Here is a 16,572-nt window from a genome sequence, read left to right on the forward strand (position 1 = left end):
CCGCGGGGTCGGTGGCGGGTCTCAGCCGCCGACGAGGGAGATCGGGGCCAGGAACCAGAACATCGGCAGGTTCCGCAGCACCGTGAAGAGGGAGAGCAGCCCGACCAGGACCAGCAGCACGGTCCTCGAGGGCATCAGCTCCGTGCGCAGGCCCCGCGCGCGCCGCCCGGTCCAGACCGCCATGCCGATCCCGACCAGCGGGAGCGCGAGAGTCACCGGCGCGTTGCTGCGCAGGGCGAGCAGCGGCTCACCGGCCAGCAGGGCGTGCACGGAACGGATCGCTCCGCAGCCGGGACACTCCAGGCCGGTGAGGTGGTTGAGCACGCACAGCGGGATGTGGGTGCGGAACGGATCGAAGACCAGCTGCACCAGGAGGGCGAGAGCGATGCCGGCGGCACCGATCGCGAGCGGCAGCAGCATCCGGCGCGGGCCCCGGGCGGGAGCGAGGGCCACGGCGGCGCCGTGCTCCCGCCGCGCCGGCGAGGTCACCGCGCGTCGGCCTCAGCGGGCCGGCCGGAGCGCGCATTGCGGGCGGAGCCGTCCGCGGCGGTGGCTGCGGCCTGTGCCGCGCCGTAGCGGCGGGGCTGGCCGCGGCCGGTCAGGGACAGCGCCGCGCCGATGAGGATGGCCAGCAGGACCACCCCGGCGCCCACCCAGATCAGGATGCTCAGGGCGCTGGCGACCATGCCGATGGCGATCCCGAGGGAGCCCAGCACGATACCGAGGTTCATGGTCCAGGCCGCGACGGTCTTGCCCTCGTTGTGGTGGGGCGGCGGCGGCACGGTGTAGCTCTTCGGCATGATCCTTCTCCAGTCAGGGTCCCGGTCGCGCCCATTGTGCCACGCCAGGGCGTCCTGGAGAGCGCATCGTCCATCGCTGCGCGCGAGGTGTCGCCCACCGGGTGAGCGTGATCACCGCGCGGGCGGGGGCGGCTCCGTCCCGGGGGGCTCCTGCGGGCTCGGCGGCGTCGGCTGCTGCGCGTGTCCGAGGCTGGGGTCCTCGCCGCGGGTGAGCGCGTCCCAGGCGGCCGCAGGATCCTCGGTGGGGTCGGCGGTGACGGCGACGGCGGCGCTGCGGTACCGGTCGCGGCGCGGCCAGCCGCCGCCCGCGAGCAGCACCAGCACCCCGACCGCCAGCACCCCGAGCGCGGGCACCAGGGTCAGCAGCGGCCACGCGGTGGTCGCGCCCGCGACCGCGGCGCCGACCACGCCGGTGGCGGTGGTGGCGGCCGCGCCCGCCGCAGCGGCCGGATCCCGCAGCACGCCGAGCGCCGCCAGGCCGGCGCCGACACCGCTCAGCAGCAGCACCGGACCGGTCAGGAAGCGGAGCCAGGCGGAGGGCAGGGCGGTGGCGAGCGAGGCGGCGATCGCCACCAGCGCGAGGGCGAGCACCGCCGGTGCCGCCTCCGCGCCGAGCACCTCCACCTGCTGCACGGTGCCGGTCAGATCCGGTGCGGTCGCGTGGATCCAGGTGGTGCGGGTGGTCCCGGCCAGCAGCGCGGAGGCCGCGGTGCCGGCGAGGACGGTGGTGCGCCGGCCGGGCAGAGCGCGGCGGGCGGCGGGCTCCTGCGTGCTCATGCCGGGCGGAGCGTGTCGGCGGCCGCGGCGGCCCGCAGCGCGGCGGCGGCCTTCGACTGGGTCTCGCGGTGCTCCATGGTCGCGTCGGAGTCGGCGACCACTCCCCCGCCGGCCTGCACGTGGGCGGTGCCGTCCTTGATGACGGCGGTACGGATCGCGATCGCCATGTCCATGTCACCGGCGAAGTCGAAGTACCCCACGGTGCCTCCGTAGACGCCGCGCCGCACCGGTTCGAGCCGGTCGATGATCCGCATCGCGGAGGGCTTCGGGGCGCCGGAGAGCGTCCCGGCCGGGAACGTGGCCCGCAGCGCGTCGTAGGCCTCGACACCGCTGGGCAGATGCCCGGTGACGGTGGAGACGATGTGCTGGATGTGGGAGAAGCGCTGCAGGTGCATGAAATCGCGGACCACCACCGTGCCGGGAGCGCAGAACTTCTGCAGGTCGTTGCGGGCGAGGTCGACGAGCATCAGGTGCTCCGAGCGCTCCTTGGGGTCGGCGAGCAGCTCGGCCCCGAGCCGCTCGTCCTCCTCCGGGGTGGCGCCGCGCGGCCGCGAGCCCGCGATCGGATGGGTGGTGGCAGTGGCCCCTCGCACGCTCACCAGGGACTCCGGGCTCGCGCCGACCACGTCGATGGGCTCCCCCTCGGCGTCGACGGTGCGCAGCAGGTACATGTACGGGCTGGGGTTCATCCGCCGCAGCACGCGGTAGACGTCCAGCGGATCCGCGGCGATCGGCAGCGAGAACCGCTGCGAGGGGACCACCTGGAAGATCTCGCCGTCGATGATGTCGCGGACCGCCTCGTGCACGGCCCGCTCGTACTCGGGCTGCGTGGTGCGGGCCGTGGGCTCGAGCTCGCGCACGGTGTCGTAGACGACCGCGCCGCCCCCGACCGGGGTGCGCAGCCGTTCCCGCATCGTCTCCAGTCGGGCGAGGGCGTCGTCGTAGGCGGCGTCGACGCCGTCGTCGGTGGCGTTGAGGTTCAGGGCGTTGGCGACCAGCACCACGGTGGAGTCGTGCGCGTCGTGGACCACGACGTCCTGCGCCAGCAGCATCGAGAGGTCCGGCAGGCCGATCTCGTCCGGCGGGGGTGCGGCGAGCTTCTCCCAGTGCCGGACCGCGTCGTAGGCGACGAAACCGACCATCCCACCGGAGAAGGGCGGCAGGTGGGGCTGGCGGGCGGCACGGAACTCGCTGGTCACCGCGCGCAGCGCCTCCACGGGGCTGCCCGTGGTGGGGACCCCGGCGGGGACGTCCCCGCGCCAGTGGGCCTGGCCGTCGCGCTCGGTGAGGACGGCGCGGGCCCGGGTGCCGATGATCGAGTAGCGGGACGCCTCACCCTCCCCCGCGGACTCGAGCAGGAAGGTGCCGCGGGGGCCGCCGTCGGCCGTCAGTCGGCGATAGAGGGAGACCGGGGTGTCCTCATCGGCCAGCAGCCGCACGCTGAGCGGGACCACGCGCTGACGGGCGGCGAGGTCCCGGAAGGTCTCGCGGTCGGGGGTGATCACGCCGAGCGCATCGCCCTCGCGCCCGCCGACCTGCTCGGGGTAGGCCTCGGCGCGGGTCGGCGTCGTGGTGGGCTGCTCTCTCATGCGGTGCGCTCCGTGGGGGGAAGGACGACGGCGCCCAGGTCGCCGCCGTCGAAGCAGGTGTCGGTGCCGCGGTGGCAGGCGGCTCCGACCTGGTCGACGCTCACCAGCAGGGTGTCGCCGTCGCAGTCCAGGGCGACCGAGCGGACCCATTGGACGTGTCCGCTGGTGTCGCCCTTGCGCCAGTACTCGCTGCGGGAGCGTGACCAGTAGGTGACGCGTCCGGAGCTCAGGGTGCGGGCCAGCGCCTCGTCGTCCATCCAGCCCACCATCAGCACCCGGTGGTCGGTGGCGTCCTGCACCACGGCGGTGAGCAGTCCGGCGTCGTCGTGCTTGAGGCGGGCGGCGAGAGCGGGGTCGAGGCGGGGAGCGGGCGTGGTCACAGGGCGCGCCCCAGCTCCTCGGCGCGGTCCGCGCGCTCCCAGGTGAACTCCGGCAGCTCACGACCGAAGTGGCCGTGCACGGAGGTCAGGGCGTAGATCGGGCGCAGCAGGTCCAGGGCGTCGATGAGCGCGGCCGGGCGCAGATCGAAGACCTTCCGCACGGCGGCGGCGATCTGGTGCGAGGGGACGTGCCCGGTGCCGAAGGTCTCCACGTACAGGCCCACCGGTTCGGCGACGCCGATGGCGTAGGCGACCTGCACCTCGCAGCGGTCGGCGAGGCCTGCGGCGACGATGTTCTTGGCCACCCAGCGCATCGCATAGGCGCCGGAGCGGTCCACCTTGCTGGGGTCCTTGCCGGAGAACGCGCCGCCGCCGTGACGGGCCATGCCGCCGTAGGTGTCCACGATGATCTTGCGGCCGGTCAGTCCGGCATCGCCCTTGGGGCCGCCGAGCACGAAGCGGCCGGAGGGGTTGATGTGGGTGACCACGGACGAGGTGTCCAGGCCCAGGGACTCGAGGTCCTCGAGCACCGGGGCGATGACGACCTTCGAGATCGCCGGGGCCAGCTGGCTGTCGAGGTCCGCCTCGGCGCTGTGCTGGGTGGAGACCACGATCGCGTCGACGCTGCGGGCCACACCGTCCTCGTCGTAGCCGATCGAGACCTGGGTCTTGCCGTCCGGGCGCAGGTACGGCAGCACCTCGTCGCGGCGGGCCGCGGAGAGGTTGCGGGTGAGGCGGTGGGCGGCGTGGATCGGCAGCGGCATCAGCTCCGGGGTGTCGCGGCAGGCGTAGCCGAACATGAGTCCCTGATCACCGGCGCCGAGCTTCGCGAACGCCTCCGCCGCCACGTCCCCGCGGGTCTCGAAGGAGGAATCCACCCCCTGGGCGATGTCCGGGGACTGGGCCCCGATGGAGACCTCGATGCCGCAGGAGTCGGCGTCGAAGCCCTTCTCGGAGGAGTCGTAGCCGATCTCCCGGATCACGTCGCGCACGATCGTGGCGACGTCGCTGTATCCGCTGGTGCGGACCTCTCCGGCGACGTGGACGAGTCCGGTGGTCACCATGGTCTCCACGGCCACGCGGGCGCCGGCGTCCTGGGCCAGCAGATCATCGAGGATGGCGTCGGAGATCTGGTCGCAGATCTTGTCGGGATGCCCCTCGGTGACCGATTCGGACGTGAAGGTGCGCAGCTCGCTGGTGGTCATGGGGATCAGGGTACTTCCGGCAGGACGGGCAGGAGGGCGTCGAGCACCGCGTGGGCGACGAGGGTCTTGGAGCCCTCGGCGCGGGCGACCTCCTCACCGCTGCGGTCCAGGATCCGCACGGCGTTGTCGGCGGCGCCGAACACCCCGGAGGTCAGGTCGTTGAAGACCAGGAGGTCCGCGCCCTTGCGCCGGGCCTTCCGGCGCGCCAGGTCGAGCGCGCTGTCCTCGTCGGATCCGGTCTCGGCGGCGAAGCCGACGATGGCCGGGCGGGCCGCTCCCGAGTCGGTGCGCTCGAGCACACTGCGGCGCAGGATGTCCTGGGTGCGGCGCAGGGCGATCGCGGGCACCGCGTCGCTGTCGTCCCCGGCGGACTCGTCCTTCTTGATCTTGGCCCCCGCCCGCTCGGCGGCGGTGAAGTCGGCCACCGCGGCGGCCATCACCAGCGCGTCGGCCCGGCCGCGATGCGCGGCGACCAGTGCGGCGAGCTCGGCGGCGCTGGCCACGTCCAGCCGCTGGGCACCGGGTGGGGTCTCCAGGTCCACGTTCGCGGCGGCCAGGCGGACGCGGGCGCCGCGCACGAGGGCGGCATGGGCGAGTGCCCAGCCCTGCCGTCCGGAGGAGCGGTTGGCCAGATAGCGGACCGGGTCGAGGTCCTCGCGGGTGCCGCCGGCGGTGATCAGCAGCTCCCGGCCGACGAGGTCCCGGCGCACGGCGCCCCGCTCGTCCCTCGGGGCGGTGATCGCGGCGCGGGCGGCCTCGCAGATCGCTGCGGGCTCGGGGAGCCGGCCCGGCCCGGAGTCAGGGCCGGTGAGCCGGCCCACGGCGGGCTCGAGCACCGTCAGACCGCGCTCGCGCAGCACCGCCACGTTCTCGACGGTCGAGGGGTGCTCCCACATCTCGGTGTGCATCGCCGGCGCCACCATGATCGGGGCCCGGGTCACCAGGGCGGAGGCGGTCAGCAGGTCGTCGGCGCGACCCATGCGCAGCCGGGCCAGCAGGTCCGCGGTCGCCGGCGCGATCACCACCAGATCGGCCTGCTGGCCGAGGCGGACGTGGGCGACCTCCTCGACATCCTCGAAGACCGAGGTGAGGACCGGGTGGTGACTGAGCGCCTCCCAGGTCGCGGCCCCGACGAACTCGAGGGAGGAGGCGGTGGGGAGGACGCGCACATCGGCCCCCTCGCCGACAAGACCGCGCACCAGGTGCGCGGTCTTGTAGGCGGCGATGCCACCCCCGACGCCGACCAGGACGCGGGCACCGCTGAGGGTCCGCAGCTCGCTGCTCATCGGATCATCCGGCGGAGGCCGGGATCAGAGCGGGAAGTCGGTCGGCGGGATCTCGGGGGCGTCGTCGCCGAGCATCAGCGGGGCCGGAGCGTTCGGGTCCGGCTCGTTCTGCGCGGCGTACTCCTCCTCGTCGATCTCGCGGATCGTGAGCAGGTCCTCGTCGATCTCGCGCAGGGCGATGGAGAGCGGCTTCTCCTGGTTCTCGACGTCCACCAGCGGGCCGACGAACTCCAGCAGGCCCTCGGAGAGCTGCGAGTAGTACGAGTTGATCTGGCGAGCACGCTGGGACGCGTACAGCACCAGGGCGTACTTCGAGTCGACGGTCTCCAGGAGACGGTCGATCGGGGGGTTCGTGATGCCTTCGGGCTGTGCGACTGTTCCGGCCACGGATGTCCCTTCGTGAGATATGACGGGCGACGCCTCAGGATACGCCCTTCCCCGGGTCGGGGCGAGGCCGCGGGCCCCGGGCCTCAGGTGAGGTCGCGCACGCCGAGCAGGTGGGCGAGCTCTCCGGCGGCCCGATCCACGGCGTCGTTGACGATGGTGACGTCGAACTCGTCCTCCGCCGCCAGCTCGACCCGTGCGGTCGCCAGGCGGCGCTCGCGCTCCTCGGCGTCCTCCGTGCCGCGGCCCACCAGGCGGTCCACGAGCGTGTCCCAGTCCGGTGGGGCGAGGAACACGAAGCGGGCGTCCGGGAGGGTCTCGCGGACCTGTCGTGCGCCGGCCAGATCGATCTCCAGCAGCACCGGGCGACCTTCCTCGACCTTCTGCTCGACGGGGCCGCGCGGGGTCCCGTACCTGTGGCGACCGTGCACCACGGCCCACTCCAGCATCTGACCGTTCTCGATCAGGGAGGAGAACTCCGCCTCGCTGACGAAGCGGTAGTGCACCCCGTCCACCTCACCGGGGCGCGGTGCCCGGGTGGTCGCGGAGACGGACAGCCAGATCTCGGGATAGCGGGCACGGATCGCCGCGGAGACGGTGCCCTTGCCGACCGCCGTGGGGCCGGCCAGGACGGTGACCGGGGCCGACGCCTTCGCGGCGCCGGCCCCGGTGGAGGATTCGTTCACTCTGCGAAGTGCGCGACGAGCTTCTCCGCCTGGTGCGAGCCGAGGCCGCGGATCTTGCGGGAGGGCGAGATGCCGATCTCCTCCATGATCTGCTGCGCCTTGACCTTGCCGACGCCCGGGAGGGCCTCCAGCAGCGCCGAGACGCGGAGACGACCGACGATCTCGTTGGTCTCGGCCTCCTTGAGGACCTTCGTGATCTCGTCGCCACGATGACCGGCGCTGTCCTTCAGGCGTGCCTTGATGGCCGCGCGCTCGCGACGAGCCTCTGCGGCCTTCTTCAGGGCATCGGCCCGCTGCTCAGGGGTGAGGGGAGGGAGAGCCACTGTTCTTACCTCTTGTTCTCTTGCTGGTGACGGGGAGATCCGAGCGGACCTCGGTGTGGGAAGAGCGTAACCCCATATTCGTGGCGGAGCGCACTCATGACACGCTTCATCGCTGGTCCGGTGCGGATCGGGGCGTGCGGCGACCCGCTGCGGCGACGCCCGGACCGCCGCCACCCGGCGGCGGTCCGGGCGGTGAGCACTCAGGTGAAGTCCGCCTGCAGCGCCTCGGCACGCGCCCGCAGCGTCGCCTCGTCCGGGCCTGCGGCCGAGAGCCCACGGGACAGCGAAACAAGCACGTGACCTGCATTTTCTCCGAACACTTCGGAGAGCTGCGCAGGTCCGGCACCCTGAGCGCCGAAGCCCGGGGCGAGCAGCGGGACGGTAGGCGCCGCGCGATCCAGACCGAGCTCGCGGTACGCGCGGCCGACGGTCGCTCCGACCACCAGTCCCACGCTCGACCACTCCCCCGGCCCGGCGTTCCCGATCCGTTCGGCGTGTCGCGCGATCTCCAGCGCCACCGGCGTGTCGCCCGCCGTCCGGGCGTGCTGGATCTGCGGTCCGTCCGGGTTCGAGGTCAGCGCCAGCAGGAACAGGCCCTTGCCGTGCTCGGCGGCAAGCGCGGCCGCCGGGTCGAGCGAGCCGGCGCCGAGGTACGGGCTGACGGTGATCGCATCGGCCTCCAGCGGGGCGCCCGGGAGCAGATGCGCCTGGGCGTAGGCGCCCATGGTGGAGCCGATGTCCCCGCGCTTGACGTCGAGGATGGTCAGCACCCCTGCCTCGCGGGCGGCGGCGAGCAGCTCTTCGAGCACCGCGACCCCGGCGGAGCCGTGGCGTTCGAAGAAGGCCGACTGCGGTTTGATCGCCGCGACCGTCCCGCCCATCGCGGCCAGCGTGATCCGGGAGAACTCCCGCAGGCCCGCAGGGGTGTCCGGCAGCGACCATGCCTCCAGCAGGGAGGAGTGCGGGTCGACACCGGCGATCACCGGGCCCTGGGCCTGCACGGCGCGGCGCAGACGCTCCCCGAAACCCTCGCTCCCCGCCGGGCCGCGCTGCGGCCCGTTCATGCGCCGGACCGAGCGGTGCGGGCCGCCGCCAGGCGTGCGGTGTGGTCCTGCAGGCTGGTGACCTCGAAGCGCTCCACCGGTCGTGCCTCGATCGCCTGCACGGCCGCCTGGAACTCCTGCAGCGTGGTGATCATCGGGACATCCATGCTGGTGGCCGCGGCGCGGATCGCGTAGCCGTCGACCCGGGCGTTGGAGCCCGACGGAGTGTTCATCACCAGGTCCACCCGGCTGTTCTCGATCAGCTCGATGACGCTGGCGTCCTCGCCCGGCTCGGAGGCCTTGCGCAGCACCCGGCAGGGGATGCCGTAGCGGCGCAGCACCCGCCCGGTCCCGGCGGTGGTGAGGATCTCGAAGCCGAGGGCCGCCAGGCGCGCCACCGGGAGCGGCAGGGAGCGCTTGTCCCGGTCGGAGACCGAGACGAAGGCGGTGCCGGAGGTGGGCAGGCCCTGGCCGGCGATCGCCAGCTGCGATTTGGCGAAGGCCAGCGGGAAGGTGGAGTCCAGGCCCATCACCTCACCGGTGGAGCGCATCTCCGGACCCAGCACGGAATCCACCGCGCGTCCCTCGTGGGTGCGGAAGCGCTTGAAGGGGAGCACCGCCTCCTTGACCGCGATCGGTGAGTCGTCGGGCAGGTCGGCCCCGTCCCCCTCGGCAGGGAGCACTCCCCTGCGGCGCAGGTCGGCGATCGAGGTGCCGGCCATCAGCAGGGCCGCGGCCTGGGCGAGCGGGACGCCGGTGGCCTTGGCGACGAAGGGCACGGTGCGGGAGGCGCGGGGATTGGCCTCGAGCACGTAGAGGACGCCGTGGGAGAGGGCGTACTGGATGTTCAGCAGTCCCCGCACGCCCACCCCCTCGGCGATCGCGAGGGTGGAGGTGCGGATCCGGTCCAGCACCGCGTCCGACAGCGTCACCGGGGGCAGGGTGCAGGCCGAGTCGCCGGAGTGGATGCCGGCCTCCTCGATGTGCTCCATGACCCCGCCGAGGTACAGGTCGGTGCCGTCGTAGAGGGCGTCGACGTCGATCTCGATCGCGGTGTCCAGGAAGCTGTCGATGAGGATCGGGGCCTCGGCACGGCCGCCGTCGGGCAGGTTCCGGCCGACGTAGTCGAGGAGCCCGGGCTCGTCGAAGACGATCTCCATGCCGCGGCCGCCGAGCACGTAGCTCGGCCGCACCAGCACCGGGTAGCCGACCGTCGCGGCGACCTCGATCGCATCGCTGAGGCCCCAGGCCGTGCCGTAGGGGGGCGCCGGCAGGTCCGCCTCGGCGAGCAGGGCACCGAAGTGGCCGCGGTCCTCGGCGTTGTCGATGGCGGAGGGGCTGGTGCCGATGATCGGCAGCCCGGCGGCCTCGAGCCGGCGGGCGAGCGCGAGCGGGGTCTGGCCGCCCAGCTGGACGATGACCCCGGCGACCGGGCCCGCGGCCTTCTCCGCCTCGTAGACCTCGACCACGTCCTCGAAGGTGAGCGGCTCGAAGTAGAGGCGGTCGGCGATGTCGTAGTCGGTCGAGACCGTCTCGGGGTTGCAGTTGATCATCACGGTCTCGTAGCCGCCGCCGGGCAGCTCCGGATCGCCCAGCGCGATGGCGGCATGGACGCAGGAGTAGTCGAACTCGATGCCCTGGCCGATGCGGTTGGGGCCCGAGCCGAGGATCAGCACCGCCGGCCGCTCGCGCGGCTCGACCTCGGTCTCCTGGTCGTAGGTCGAGTAGTGGTAGGGGGTGGCGGAGGCGAACTCCGCGGCGCAGGTGTCGACCGTCTTGAAGACCGGATTGATGCCCAGCGCCTCGCGCACCCCCTTGACCACGTCGCCGCTGTGGCCGCTGAGAGCACCGATCTGGTCGTCGGAGAGCCCGTGGCGCTTGGCCAGGGACAGCAGGTCGGCGTCGAGCACCTCGCTGGAGCGGATCTCGGCGGCGAGCTCGGCGATGATCAGCATCTGGTCGAGGAACCAGCGATCGATCGCGGTGGCCTCCACCAGCCGGTCGAGGGTCTCCGCGGGATCGACGACGCCCTCGGCGGCGGACCACAGGATCCGGCCGATGTCCACCAGGCGCTCGGCGGTCGGGGTGCGGGACGCGTCCAGCAGCTCGGTGACCTCGGCAGGCGTGGGGGGCGCCCCCTCGTAGGAGAAGGCGGCCCCCTTGACGTCGATGGAGCGCTGCGCCTTGCCGAGGGCCTCGGTGAAGTTGCGGCCCAGCGCCATCGCTTCGCCGACGCTCTTCATGGTGGTGGTCAGCGTCGCGTCCGCGGCGGGGAACTTCTCGAAGGCGAAGCGCGGGACCTTCACCACGACGTAGTCCAGCGCCGGCTCGAAGCTCGCCGGGGTGGTGCCGGTGATGTCGTTGCGGATCTCGTCCAGCGTGTACCCGATAGCGACGCGGGCGGCGATCTTGGCGATCGGGAAGCCGGTGGCCTTCGAGGCCAGCGCCGAGGAGCGGGAGACGCGCGGGTTCATCTCGATGACCACCACCCGCCCGGTCTCCGGATGGGTCGCGAACTGCACGTTGCACCCCCCGGTGTCGACGCCGACCTCGCGGATGATCGCGATGCCGAGGTCCCGCAGGGTCTGCATCTCCACGTCGGTGAGGGTCAGCGCCGGGGCCACGGTGACGGAGTCCCCGGTGTGCACGCCGACGGGGTCGACGTTCTCGATCGAGCAGATCACGACGCAGTTGTCCGCGCTGTCGCGCATCAGCTCGAGCTCGAACTCCTTCCAGCCCAGGATCGACTCCTCCAGCAGCACCTCGGAGGTCGGCGAGTAGTGCAGCCCGTCACCGCCGATGCGGCGCAGGTCGGCCTCGTCGTAGGCCAGGCCCGAGCCGAGGCCGCCCATGGTGAAGCTGGGTCGCACCACCATCGGGTAGCCGAGCTCCTCGGCGCCGTCCAGCAGATCCTCCACGGTGTGGCAGATCTTCGAGCGCGCGGACTCGCCGCCCACCCGGTCCACGACCTCCTTGAAGAGCTGGCGGTCCTCGGCCTTGTTGATGGCGTCGAGGCTGGCGCCGATCATCTCGACGCCGAACTCGGCGAGGGTGCCGTTCTCGGCGAGGGCGATCGCGGCGTTGAGCGCGGTCTGCCCACCGAGGGTGGGCAGCAGCGCGTCGGGCCGCTCCTTCTCGATGATGGTGCGGATGATCTGCGGGTCGATCGGCTCGATGTACGTGGCATCGGCGATCTCCGGGTCGGTCATGATCGTGGCCGGGTTGGAGTTGACGAGGATGACCCGCAGGCCCTCCTCGCGCAGCACCCGGCAGGCCTGGGTGCCGGAGTAGTCGAACTCCGCGGCCTGGCCGATGACGATCGGGCCGGAGCCGATGACGAGGACGGAGGAGAGGTCGGGGCGACGGGGCATTCAGGACTCCTTGGAGGCAGAGGCGGCGCGGTGGGCGATCGCGAGCTCTGCCAGACGATCGAAGAGGGGCGAGGCGTCGTGCGGTCCGCCGGCTGCCTCGGGGTGGTACTGGACCGAGAACGCGGGGCGGTCGAGGCAGCGCAGCCCCTCGACCACGTCGTCGTTCAGGCCGACGTGCGAGACCTGCACGCGACCGTAGCGGCCCTCGTCGTACGGGGCGATGTGCTCGCCCTCGAGGGGGACGTCGACGGCGAAGCCGTGGTTGTGGGCGGTGATCGCCACCTGCCCGGTCTCTCGGTCCTGGACGGGCTGGTTGATGCCGCGGTGGCCGAACTTCAGCTTGTACGTGTCGAAGCCGAGGGCACGGCCCAGCAGCTGATTGCCGAAGCAGATCCCGAAGAAGGGCAGCTCGGCGTCGAGGACTCCGCGCAGCAGCGCGACCTGCTCGGTGGCGGCGGCGGGGTCCCCGGGGCCGTTGGAGAAGAACACGGCGTCGGGCGCGAGCGCGATCAGGTCCTCGAGGGAGGTGGTCGCCGGCAGCAGGTGGACGCGCAGTCCGCGGGCGAGCATGCTGCGCGGGGCGGCGCTCTTGATGCCGAGGTCCACGGCCGCGATCGTGGCGCGCACCTCGCCCTCGGGCTCCAGGACCACCGGCTGGGCGATGGTGACCTCCTCGACGAAGCTGGCACCGCTCATCTCGGGCTGCTGCCGCACCTGGGCCAGCAGCTGCTCCTCGGGGATCCGGAGCGCGTCGCCGGAGAAGATCCCGCCGCGCAGCGCACCGGTCTCGCGCAGCCGACGGGTGAGCATGCGGGTGTCGATGTCGCTGATGCCGACCACGTCGCCGCCGATGAGCAGCTCGTCCAGGGTCTGCTCGGCGCGGTACGAGGAGGCGATGCGGCTGGCATCGCGGACGGCGTAGCCGCGCACCCACACCTTGCGCGATTCCATGTCCGCGGCGTTGGCCCCGGTGTTGCCGATGTGCGGGGCCGTCTGCACGACGATCTGGCCGGCGTAGGAGGGGTCCGAGAGGGTCTCCTGGTAGCCGGTCATGCCGGTGGTGAAGACGACCTCGCCGAGGCGGGAGCCGCGGGCGCCGTAGGCGGAGCCGCGCAGGACGGTGCCGTCCTCGAGGATCAGCAGTGCCTTGTCCGGGCGCGCCCGGCGGCTCGTGGGCCTGGGGGAAGCGGGGGATGTCATGCGTGCTCCTTCCGGGAGAGCAGGAGGTCGTGGTCGGTGCGCCGAGCGAGGCGCAGACCGGTGTCGAGGAGCTGGCCGCCGAGGCGCCAGCGGAGGATGAGCAGCCCGTCGCCGCCGATGAACTTCCCGGCCATGCCCGGACCGGAGGTGATCTCCACGAGGTCCGCGGCGGGAATGGTGAGGTCCGGGGCACCCGTGCGCTCCAGGCGCCAGGAGCCGCCGTCGCCGAGGGTCACCCGGGCCTTCGCACGCTGGCCCAGGCCGTGGGCGACGACCCGTTCGAGGGGCTGCTCGGCGAGGACCGTGTCGACGTAGACGGCGTCCACGGGTCCGTGGTCGATCCCCTCCCCCAGCTGGGCGAGGGTGTGATCTGCGGGGAGGGGCAGATGCTGCTGGGAGCGACCGCGCCGCGTCCATCCCCACGCCATGGCGGTCAGGGCCGCGGCGAACAGCACCCCGAGCAGCAGGACGGGGATCAGCCGCTCGCTCATCGCCGGACCACCTGCCCGTCACGGACGGTGGGTCGCCCGCCGAGCACGGTCAGGCGGTTGCTGCCGGGCAGCTCGAGCCCTGCGAAGGGCGAGTTCCGGCTGAGGGACGCATGCTCGGCGGGATCGGCCACCCGCATCGGTCGCGGGTCCCAGACCAGCACATGGGCCGGGGAGCCGGGCTCGAGCGGGTGCCCCTGCTCCCGGTCGCGTCCGATCTCGGCGGGCTTCTCGGAGAGCACGCGGGCGACGTCGCGCCAGCTGAGCCGGCCCTGGTCGACCATGGTCAGCTGCACCAGCGACAGCGCCGTCTCCAGGCCGGTCATACCCATCGCGGCCTGGTCCCATTCCCGGTCCTTGGCGTCGCGGGGATGGGGGGCGTGATCGGTGGCGACGATGTCGATGGTGCCGTCGGCCAGCCCTTCCCGGACCGCCTCGACATCGGCGGCGGTGCGCAGCGGCGGGTTGACCTTGAACACGGCGTCGAACTGGCGCACGTTCTCGTCGGTCAGCAGCAGGTGGTGCGGGGTGACCTCGGCGGTCACCGCGATGCCCCGCTGCTTCGCCCAGCGGATGATGTCGACGCTGCCCGCGGTGGAGAGGTGGCAGACGTGCAGGCGGGAGCCGACGTGCTGGGCGAGCAGCACGTCGCGGGCGATGATCGACTCCTCGGCGACGGCCGGCCAGCCGGTGAGCCCCAGCTCCGCGGAGACCACGCCCTCGTGCATCTGGGCGCCCGCGGTCAGCCGCGGGTCCTGGGCGTGCTGGGCGATGACCCCGTCGAAGGACTTCACGTACTCCAGGGCCCGTCGCATCAGCACCGGGTCGTGGACGCACTTGCCGTCGTCGCTGAAGACGCGGACCTGCGCACCGGAGTTCGCCATCGCATCGAGCTCCGCCAGCCGCTCCCCCGCCAGGCCCACGGTGACCGCTCCGACCGGTCGCACCGTGCACCAGCCGGCGCTGTCGCCGCGGCGGGCGATCTGCTCGACCACACCGGCGGTGTCCGCGACCGGGGTGGTGTTGGCCATGGCATGCACGGCGGTGAAGCCGCCGCGGGCGGCGGCGCGGGTCCCGGTCTCGACGGTCTCGGCCTCCTCCCCGCCGGGCTCGCGCAGGTGGGTGTGGAGGTCCACCAGGCCGGGCAGCACGATGCAGTCCTCGGCCTCGATGACCTCCGTGTGCTCGGGCAGCTCCAGGTCGGTGCCGACGGCCTGGATGCGGCCGCCGGCCAGGAGCACGTCCTGGACGTCCTCGCCGTAGGGACGGCCGCCCCGGATCAGCAGCGGTGTCGCGGCGGCGTCACCGGTGGGCACGGTGCTGTCGATGGTCTCAGTTCTCACGGTGCGCCTCCCGGGCGTCGGTGGCGAGCAGGTGGTAGAGGACTGCCATCCGGACGAAGACGCCGGAGGCGACCTGTTCGACGATGACGCTGCGGGGGGAGTCCGCGACGGCGCCGGCGATCTCGAAGCCCCGGTTCATCGGTCCGGGATGCAGGACGATCGCGTGCTCGGGCAGGGCTGCGGCGCGGGCGATCGTCAGCCCGTAGCGGCGGGAGTACTCCCCCTCCGTGGGGAAGAAGCCGCCGCCGACCATCCGTTCGCGCTGCACCCGCAGCATCATCACGGCATCCGGGCAGTCGGCGAGGGCCGCATCGAGGTCGTAGCTGATGGCGCAGGGCCAGGCGGAGGCGCCGACGGGTACCAGCGCGGGCGGTGCGACCAGGGTGACGCGCGCGCCGAGCAGGGTCAGCAGCAGGACGTTCGAGCGCGCCACCCGCGAGTGCAGCACGTCGCCGACGATCACCACGTGGAGCCCGTCGAGACCGGCCCGGGGGTCCCCGGGCCGCAGGTGGCGACGCAGGGTGAAGGCGTCGAGCATCGCCTGGGTGGGATGCTCGTGCGCCCCGTCGCCGGCGTTGACGATCGGCTGGTCGATCCACCCGGCGTGCGCCAGCAGGTGCGCGGCGCCGGAGGATCCCGAGCGCACCACGACCGCATCGGCGCCCATGGCCTGCAGGGTCAGTGCCGTGTCCTTGAGGGATTCGCCCTTGGACAGGCTCGACCCCTTGGCGGAGAAGTTGATGACGTCGGCGGAGAGCCGCTTCGCCGCGGCCTCGAAGCTGATCCGGGTGCGGGTGGAATCCTCGAAGAAGAGGTTCACCACGGTGGCGCCGACCAGCGTGGGCAGCTTGCGGATCGCGCGCGATTGGGTGTCGGCCATGTGCTCGGCGGTGGCGAGCACGGACAGCGCCTCCTCGCGGGTGAGGTCGGCGATGGCGATGAAGTGCTTCATGCCTGCTCCCCCTCGCGGGCGGGGGCGGCGGGTCGCACGATGTCGACCGCGTCCTGTCCGTCGGTCTCCGCGAGCTGGACCTGGACGCGCTCGCTGCGGGAGGTGGGCAGGTTCTTGCCCACGTGATCGGCGCGGATCGGCAGCTCGCGGTGCCCGCGGTCCACCAGCACCGCCAGGCGCACCGCGGCGGGGCGACCGATCGCTCCGAGGGCGTCGAGCGCGGCCCGGACGGTGCGGCCGGAGTAGAGCACGTCGTCGACCAGGACGACGGTGCGGCCGTCGATCCCGGAGCGCGGGATGCGGGTGGGGCGGGGTGCCCGGGTGGGGTTCGAGCGCAGATCGTCGCGGTACATGGTGATGTCCAGTGCGCCGTACAGCTCGCTGAGGTCTGCGTCCTCGGGCAGGCCCTCGGCGCGTGCGATCAGCTCGGCGAGGCGGCGGGCGAGCGGCACGCCCCGGTGCGGGATGCCCAGCAGCACCAGGTCCTCGGCGCCGTGGCCGCTCTCGAGGATCTCGTGCGCGATGCGGGTCAGCGCCCGCCGGATCTCCGGGGGGCCCAGCACGCGGGAGCTGTCGGCCCCCTCAAGCGAGGCGGGGTTCAGGGGTCGTTCGGTCATGCGGTCTTCTCCCTTCCACGCCTCACAGGACGTGTCGTTAAAGGGTGGTGCGCTCAGGCGAGCATGGTCGATCCTACGGGGCCGGGGTCACGGCGGCCGCGGCCGCCCGCCCCTCGGACACGGCCCTG

At 72.8% G+C, this 16,572-nt stretch carries 17 protein-coding genes; all 17 read right to left on the reverse strand.

What is annotated here, in order from left to right; all coding sequences use genetic code 11:
• Positions 1-21: 21 nt before the first annotated feature.
• The 17 genes from ACHUEU_RS04355 to pyrR all read right to left on the reverse strand — a co-directional run bounded on the left by ACHUEU_RS04355 (position 22) and on the right by pyrR (position 16,444).
• Positions 22-489 carry a DUF2752 domain-containing protein gene (locus ACHUEU_RS04355; protein ID WP_394214674.1) on the reverse strand — a complete coding sequence of 156 codons (468 nt, stop codon included), beginning with the start codon at positions 487-489 and terminating at the stop codon, positions 22-24.
• Positions 486-800, reverse strand: coding sequence for an HGxxPAAW family protein (locus ACHUEU_RS04360; RefSeq protein ID WP_394214675.1), 315 nt, complete (start codon positions 798-800; stop codon positions 486-488). Before ACHUEU_RS04360 ends, ACHUEU_RS04355 begins: the two co-directional genes overlap by 4 nt.
• Positions 801-911: 111 nt before the next feature.
• Positions 912-1,577: a Trp biosynthesis-associated membrane protein gene (locus ACHUEU_RS04365; RefSeq protein ID WP_394214676.1), complete on the reverse strand. Its 666-nt coding sequence runs from the start codon at positions 1,575-1,577 to the stop codon at positions 912-914.
• A complete protein-coding gene (locus tag ACHUEU_RS04370; RefSeq protein ID WP_394214677.1) occupies positions 1,574-3,166 on the reverse strand; it encodes an anthranilate synthase component I in 1,593 nt (530 codons plus the stop codon). Before ACHUEU_RS04370 ends, ACHUEU_RS04365 begins: the two co-directional genes overlap by 4 nt.
• Positions 3,163-3,546 carry a phosphoribosyl-AMP cyclohydrolase gene (hisI, locus tag ACHUEU_RS04375; protein ID WP_394214678.1) on the reverse strand — a complete coding sequence of 128 codons (384 nt, stop codon included), beginning with the start codon at positions 3,544-3,546 and terminating at the stop codon, positions 3,163-3,165. The genes ACHUEU_RS04370 and hisI overlap by 4 nt, the downstream gene beginning before the upstream one ends.
• A complete protein-coding gene (metK, locus tag ACHUEU_RS04380) occupies positions 3,543-4,751 on the reverse strand; it encodes a methionine adenosyltransferase (RefSeq protein ID WP_394214679.1) in 1,209 nt (402 codons plus the stop codon). The genes hisI and metK overlap by 4 nt, the downstream gene beginning before the upstream one ends.
• Positions 4,752-4,756: 5 nt before the next feature.
• A complete protein-coding gene (gene coaBC / locus ACHUEU_RS04385) occupies positions 4,757-6,037 on the reverse strand; it encodes a bifunctional phosphopantothenoylcysteine decarboxylase/phosphopantothenate--cysteine ligase CoaBC (RefSeq protein WP_394214680.1) in 1,281 nt (426 codons plus the stop codon).
• Between the two features lie 24 nt (positions 6,038-6,061).
• Positions 6,062-6,424 carry a DNA-directed RNA polymerase subunit omega gene (rpoZ, locus tag ACHUEU_RS04390; protein ID WP_096803308.1) on the reverse strand — a complete coding sequence of 121 codons (363 nt, stop codon included), beginning with the start codon at positions 6,422-6,424 and terminating at the stop codon, positions 6,062-6,064.
• Positions 6,425-6,507: 83 nt separating this feature from the next.
• Entirely contained in the window at positions 6,508-7,107 is a 600-nt protein-coding gene (gene gmk / locus ACHUEU_RS04395) for a guanylate kinase (protein WP_394214681.1), read from the reverse strand.
• Positions 7,104-7,430 carry an integration host factor, actinobacterial type gene (gene mihF / locus ACHUEU_RS04400; protein WP_394214682.1) on the reverse strand — a complete coding sequence of 109 codons (327 nt, stop codon included), beginning with the start codon at positions 7,428-7,430 and terminating at the stop codon, positions 7,104-7,106. Before mihF ends, gmk begins: the two co-directional genes overlap by 4 nt.
• A gap of 200 nt (positions 7,431-7,630) precedes the next feature.
• Complete coding sequence (gene pyrF / locus ACHUEU_RS04405; protein ID WP_394214683.1) at positions 7,631-8,494, reverse strand: orotidine-5'-phosphate decarboxylase; 864 nt, start codon at positions 8,492-8,494, stop codon at positions 7,631-7,633.
• Entirely contained in the window at positions 8,491-11,844 is a 3,354-nt protein-coding gene (carB, locus tag ACHUEU_RS04410) for a carbamoyl-phosphate synthase large subunit (RefSeq protein ID WP_394214684.1), read from the reverse strand. The genes pyrF and carB overlap by 4 nt, the downstream gene beginning before the upstream one ends.
• Positions 11,845-13,044, reverse strand: a complete 1,200-nt coding sequence (carA, locus tag ACHUEU_RS04415; protein WP_394214685.1) for a glutamine-hydrolyzing carbamoyl-phosphate synthase small subunit — start codon at positions 13,042-13,044, stop codon at positions 11,845-11,847. It lies immediately after the preceding gene.
• A complete protein-coding gene (locus ACHUEU_RS04420; protein ID WP_394214686.1) occupies positions 13,041-13,535 on the reverse strand; it encodes a PH-like domain-containing protein in 495 nt (164 codons plus the stop codon). The genes carA and ACHUEU_RS04420 overlap by 4 nt, the downstream gene beginning before the upstream one ends.
• The gene (locus ACHUEU_RS04425; RefSeq protein WP_394214687.1) at positions 13,532-14,875 is read right to left on the reverse strand and encodes a dihydroorotase; all 1,344 of its coding nucleotides are present in this window, start codon (positions 14,873-14,875) and stop codon (positions 13,532-13,534) included. The genes ACHUEU_RS04420 and ACHUEU_RS04425 overlap by 4 nt, the downstream gene beginning before the upstream one ends.
• The gene (locus ACHUEU_RS04430) at positions 14,865-15,827 is read right to left on the reverse strand and encodes an aspartate carbamoyltransferase catalytic subunit (protein ID WP_394214688.1); all 963 of its coding nucleotides are present in this window, start codon (positions 15,825-15,827) and stop codon (positions 14,865-14,867) included. The genes ACHUEU_RS04425 and ACHUEU_RS04430 overlap by 11 nt, the downstream gene beginning before the upstream one ends.
• On the reverse strand, positions 15,824-16,444 hold the full coding sequence (pyrR, locus tag ACHUEU_RS04435) for a bifunctional pyr operon transcriptional regulator/uracil phosphoribosyltransferase PyrR (protein WP_394214689.1): 621 nt from the start codon (positions 16,442-16,444) through the stop codon (positions 15,824-15,826). The genes ACHUEU_RS04430 and pyrR overlap by 4 nt, the downstream gene beginning before the upstream one ends.
• Positions 16,445-16,572: the final 128 nt, after the last annotated feature.

It is taken from the genome of Brachybacterium vulturis, from assembly GCF_043641765.1.
In the GTDB taxonomy this organism is placed as follows: Bacteria; Actinomycetota; Actinomycetes; order Actinomycetales; family Dermabacteraceae; genus Brachybacterium; species Brachybacterium vulturis_A.

Coding starts and splice junctions, on each gene's coding strand:
- ACHUEU_RS04360 (WP_394214675.1), bottom strand. CDS start 800: ATGCCGAAGAGCTACACCGTGCCGCCGCCGCCCCACCACAACGAGGGC.
- ACHUEU_RS04365 (WP_394214676.1), bottom strand. CDS start 1,577: ATGAGCACGCAGGAGCCCGCCGCCCGCCGCGCTCTGCCCGGCCGGCGC.
- ACHUEU_RS04370 (WP_394214677.1), bottom strand. CDS start 3,166: ATGAGAGAGCAGCCCACCACGACGCCGACCCGCGCCGAGGCCTACCCC.
- metK (WP_394214679.1), bottom strand. CDS start 4,751: ATGACCACCAGCGAGCTGCGCACCTTCACGTCCGAATCGGTCACCGAG.
- coaBC (WP_394214680.1), bottom strand. CDS start 6,037: ATGAGCAGCGAGCTGCGGACCCTCAGCGGTGCCCGCGTCCTGGTCGGC.
- pyrF (WP_394214683.1), bottom strand. CDS start 8,494: ATGAACGGGCCGCAGCGCGGCCCGGCGGGGAGCGAGGGTTTCGGGGAG.
- carB (WP_394214684.1), bottom strand. CDS start 11,844: ATGCCCCGTCGCCCCGACCTCTCCTCCGTCCTCGTCATCGGCTCCGGC.
- carA (WP_394214685.1), bottom strand. CDS start 13,044: ATGACATCCCCCGCTTCCCCCAGGCCCACGAGCCGCCGGGCGCGCCCG.
- ACHUEU_RS04420 (WP_394214686.1), bottom strand. CDS start 13,535: ATGAGCGAGCGGCTGATCCCCGTCCTGCTGCTCGGGGTGCTGTTCGCC.
- ACHUEU_RS04430 (WP_394214688.1), bottom strand. CDS start 15,827: ATGAAGCACTTCATCGCCATCGCCGACCTCACCCGCGAGGAGGCGCTG.
- pyrR (WP_394214689.1), bottom strand. CDS start 16,444: ATGACCGAACGACCCCTGAACCCCGCCTCGCTTGAGGGGGCCGACAGC.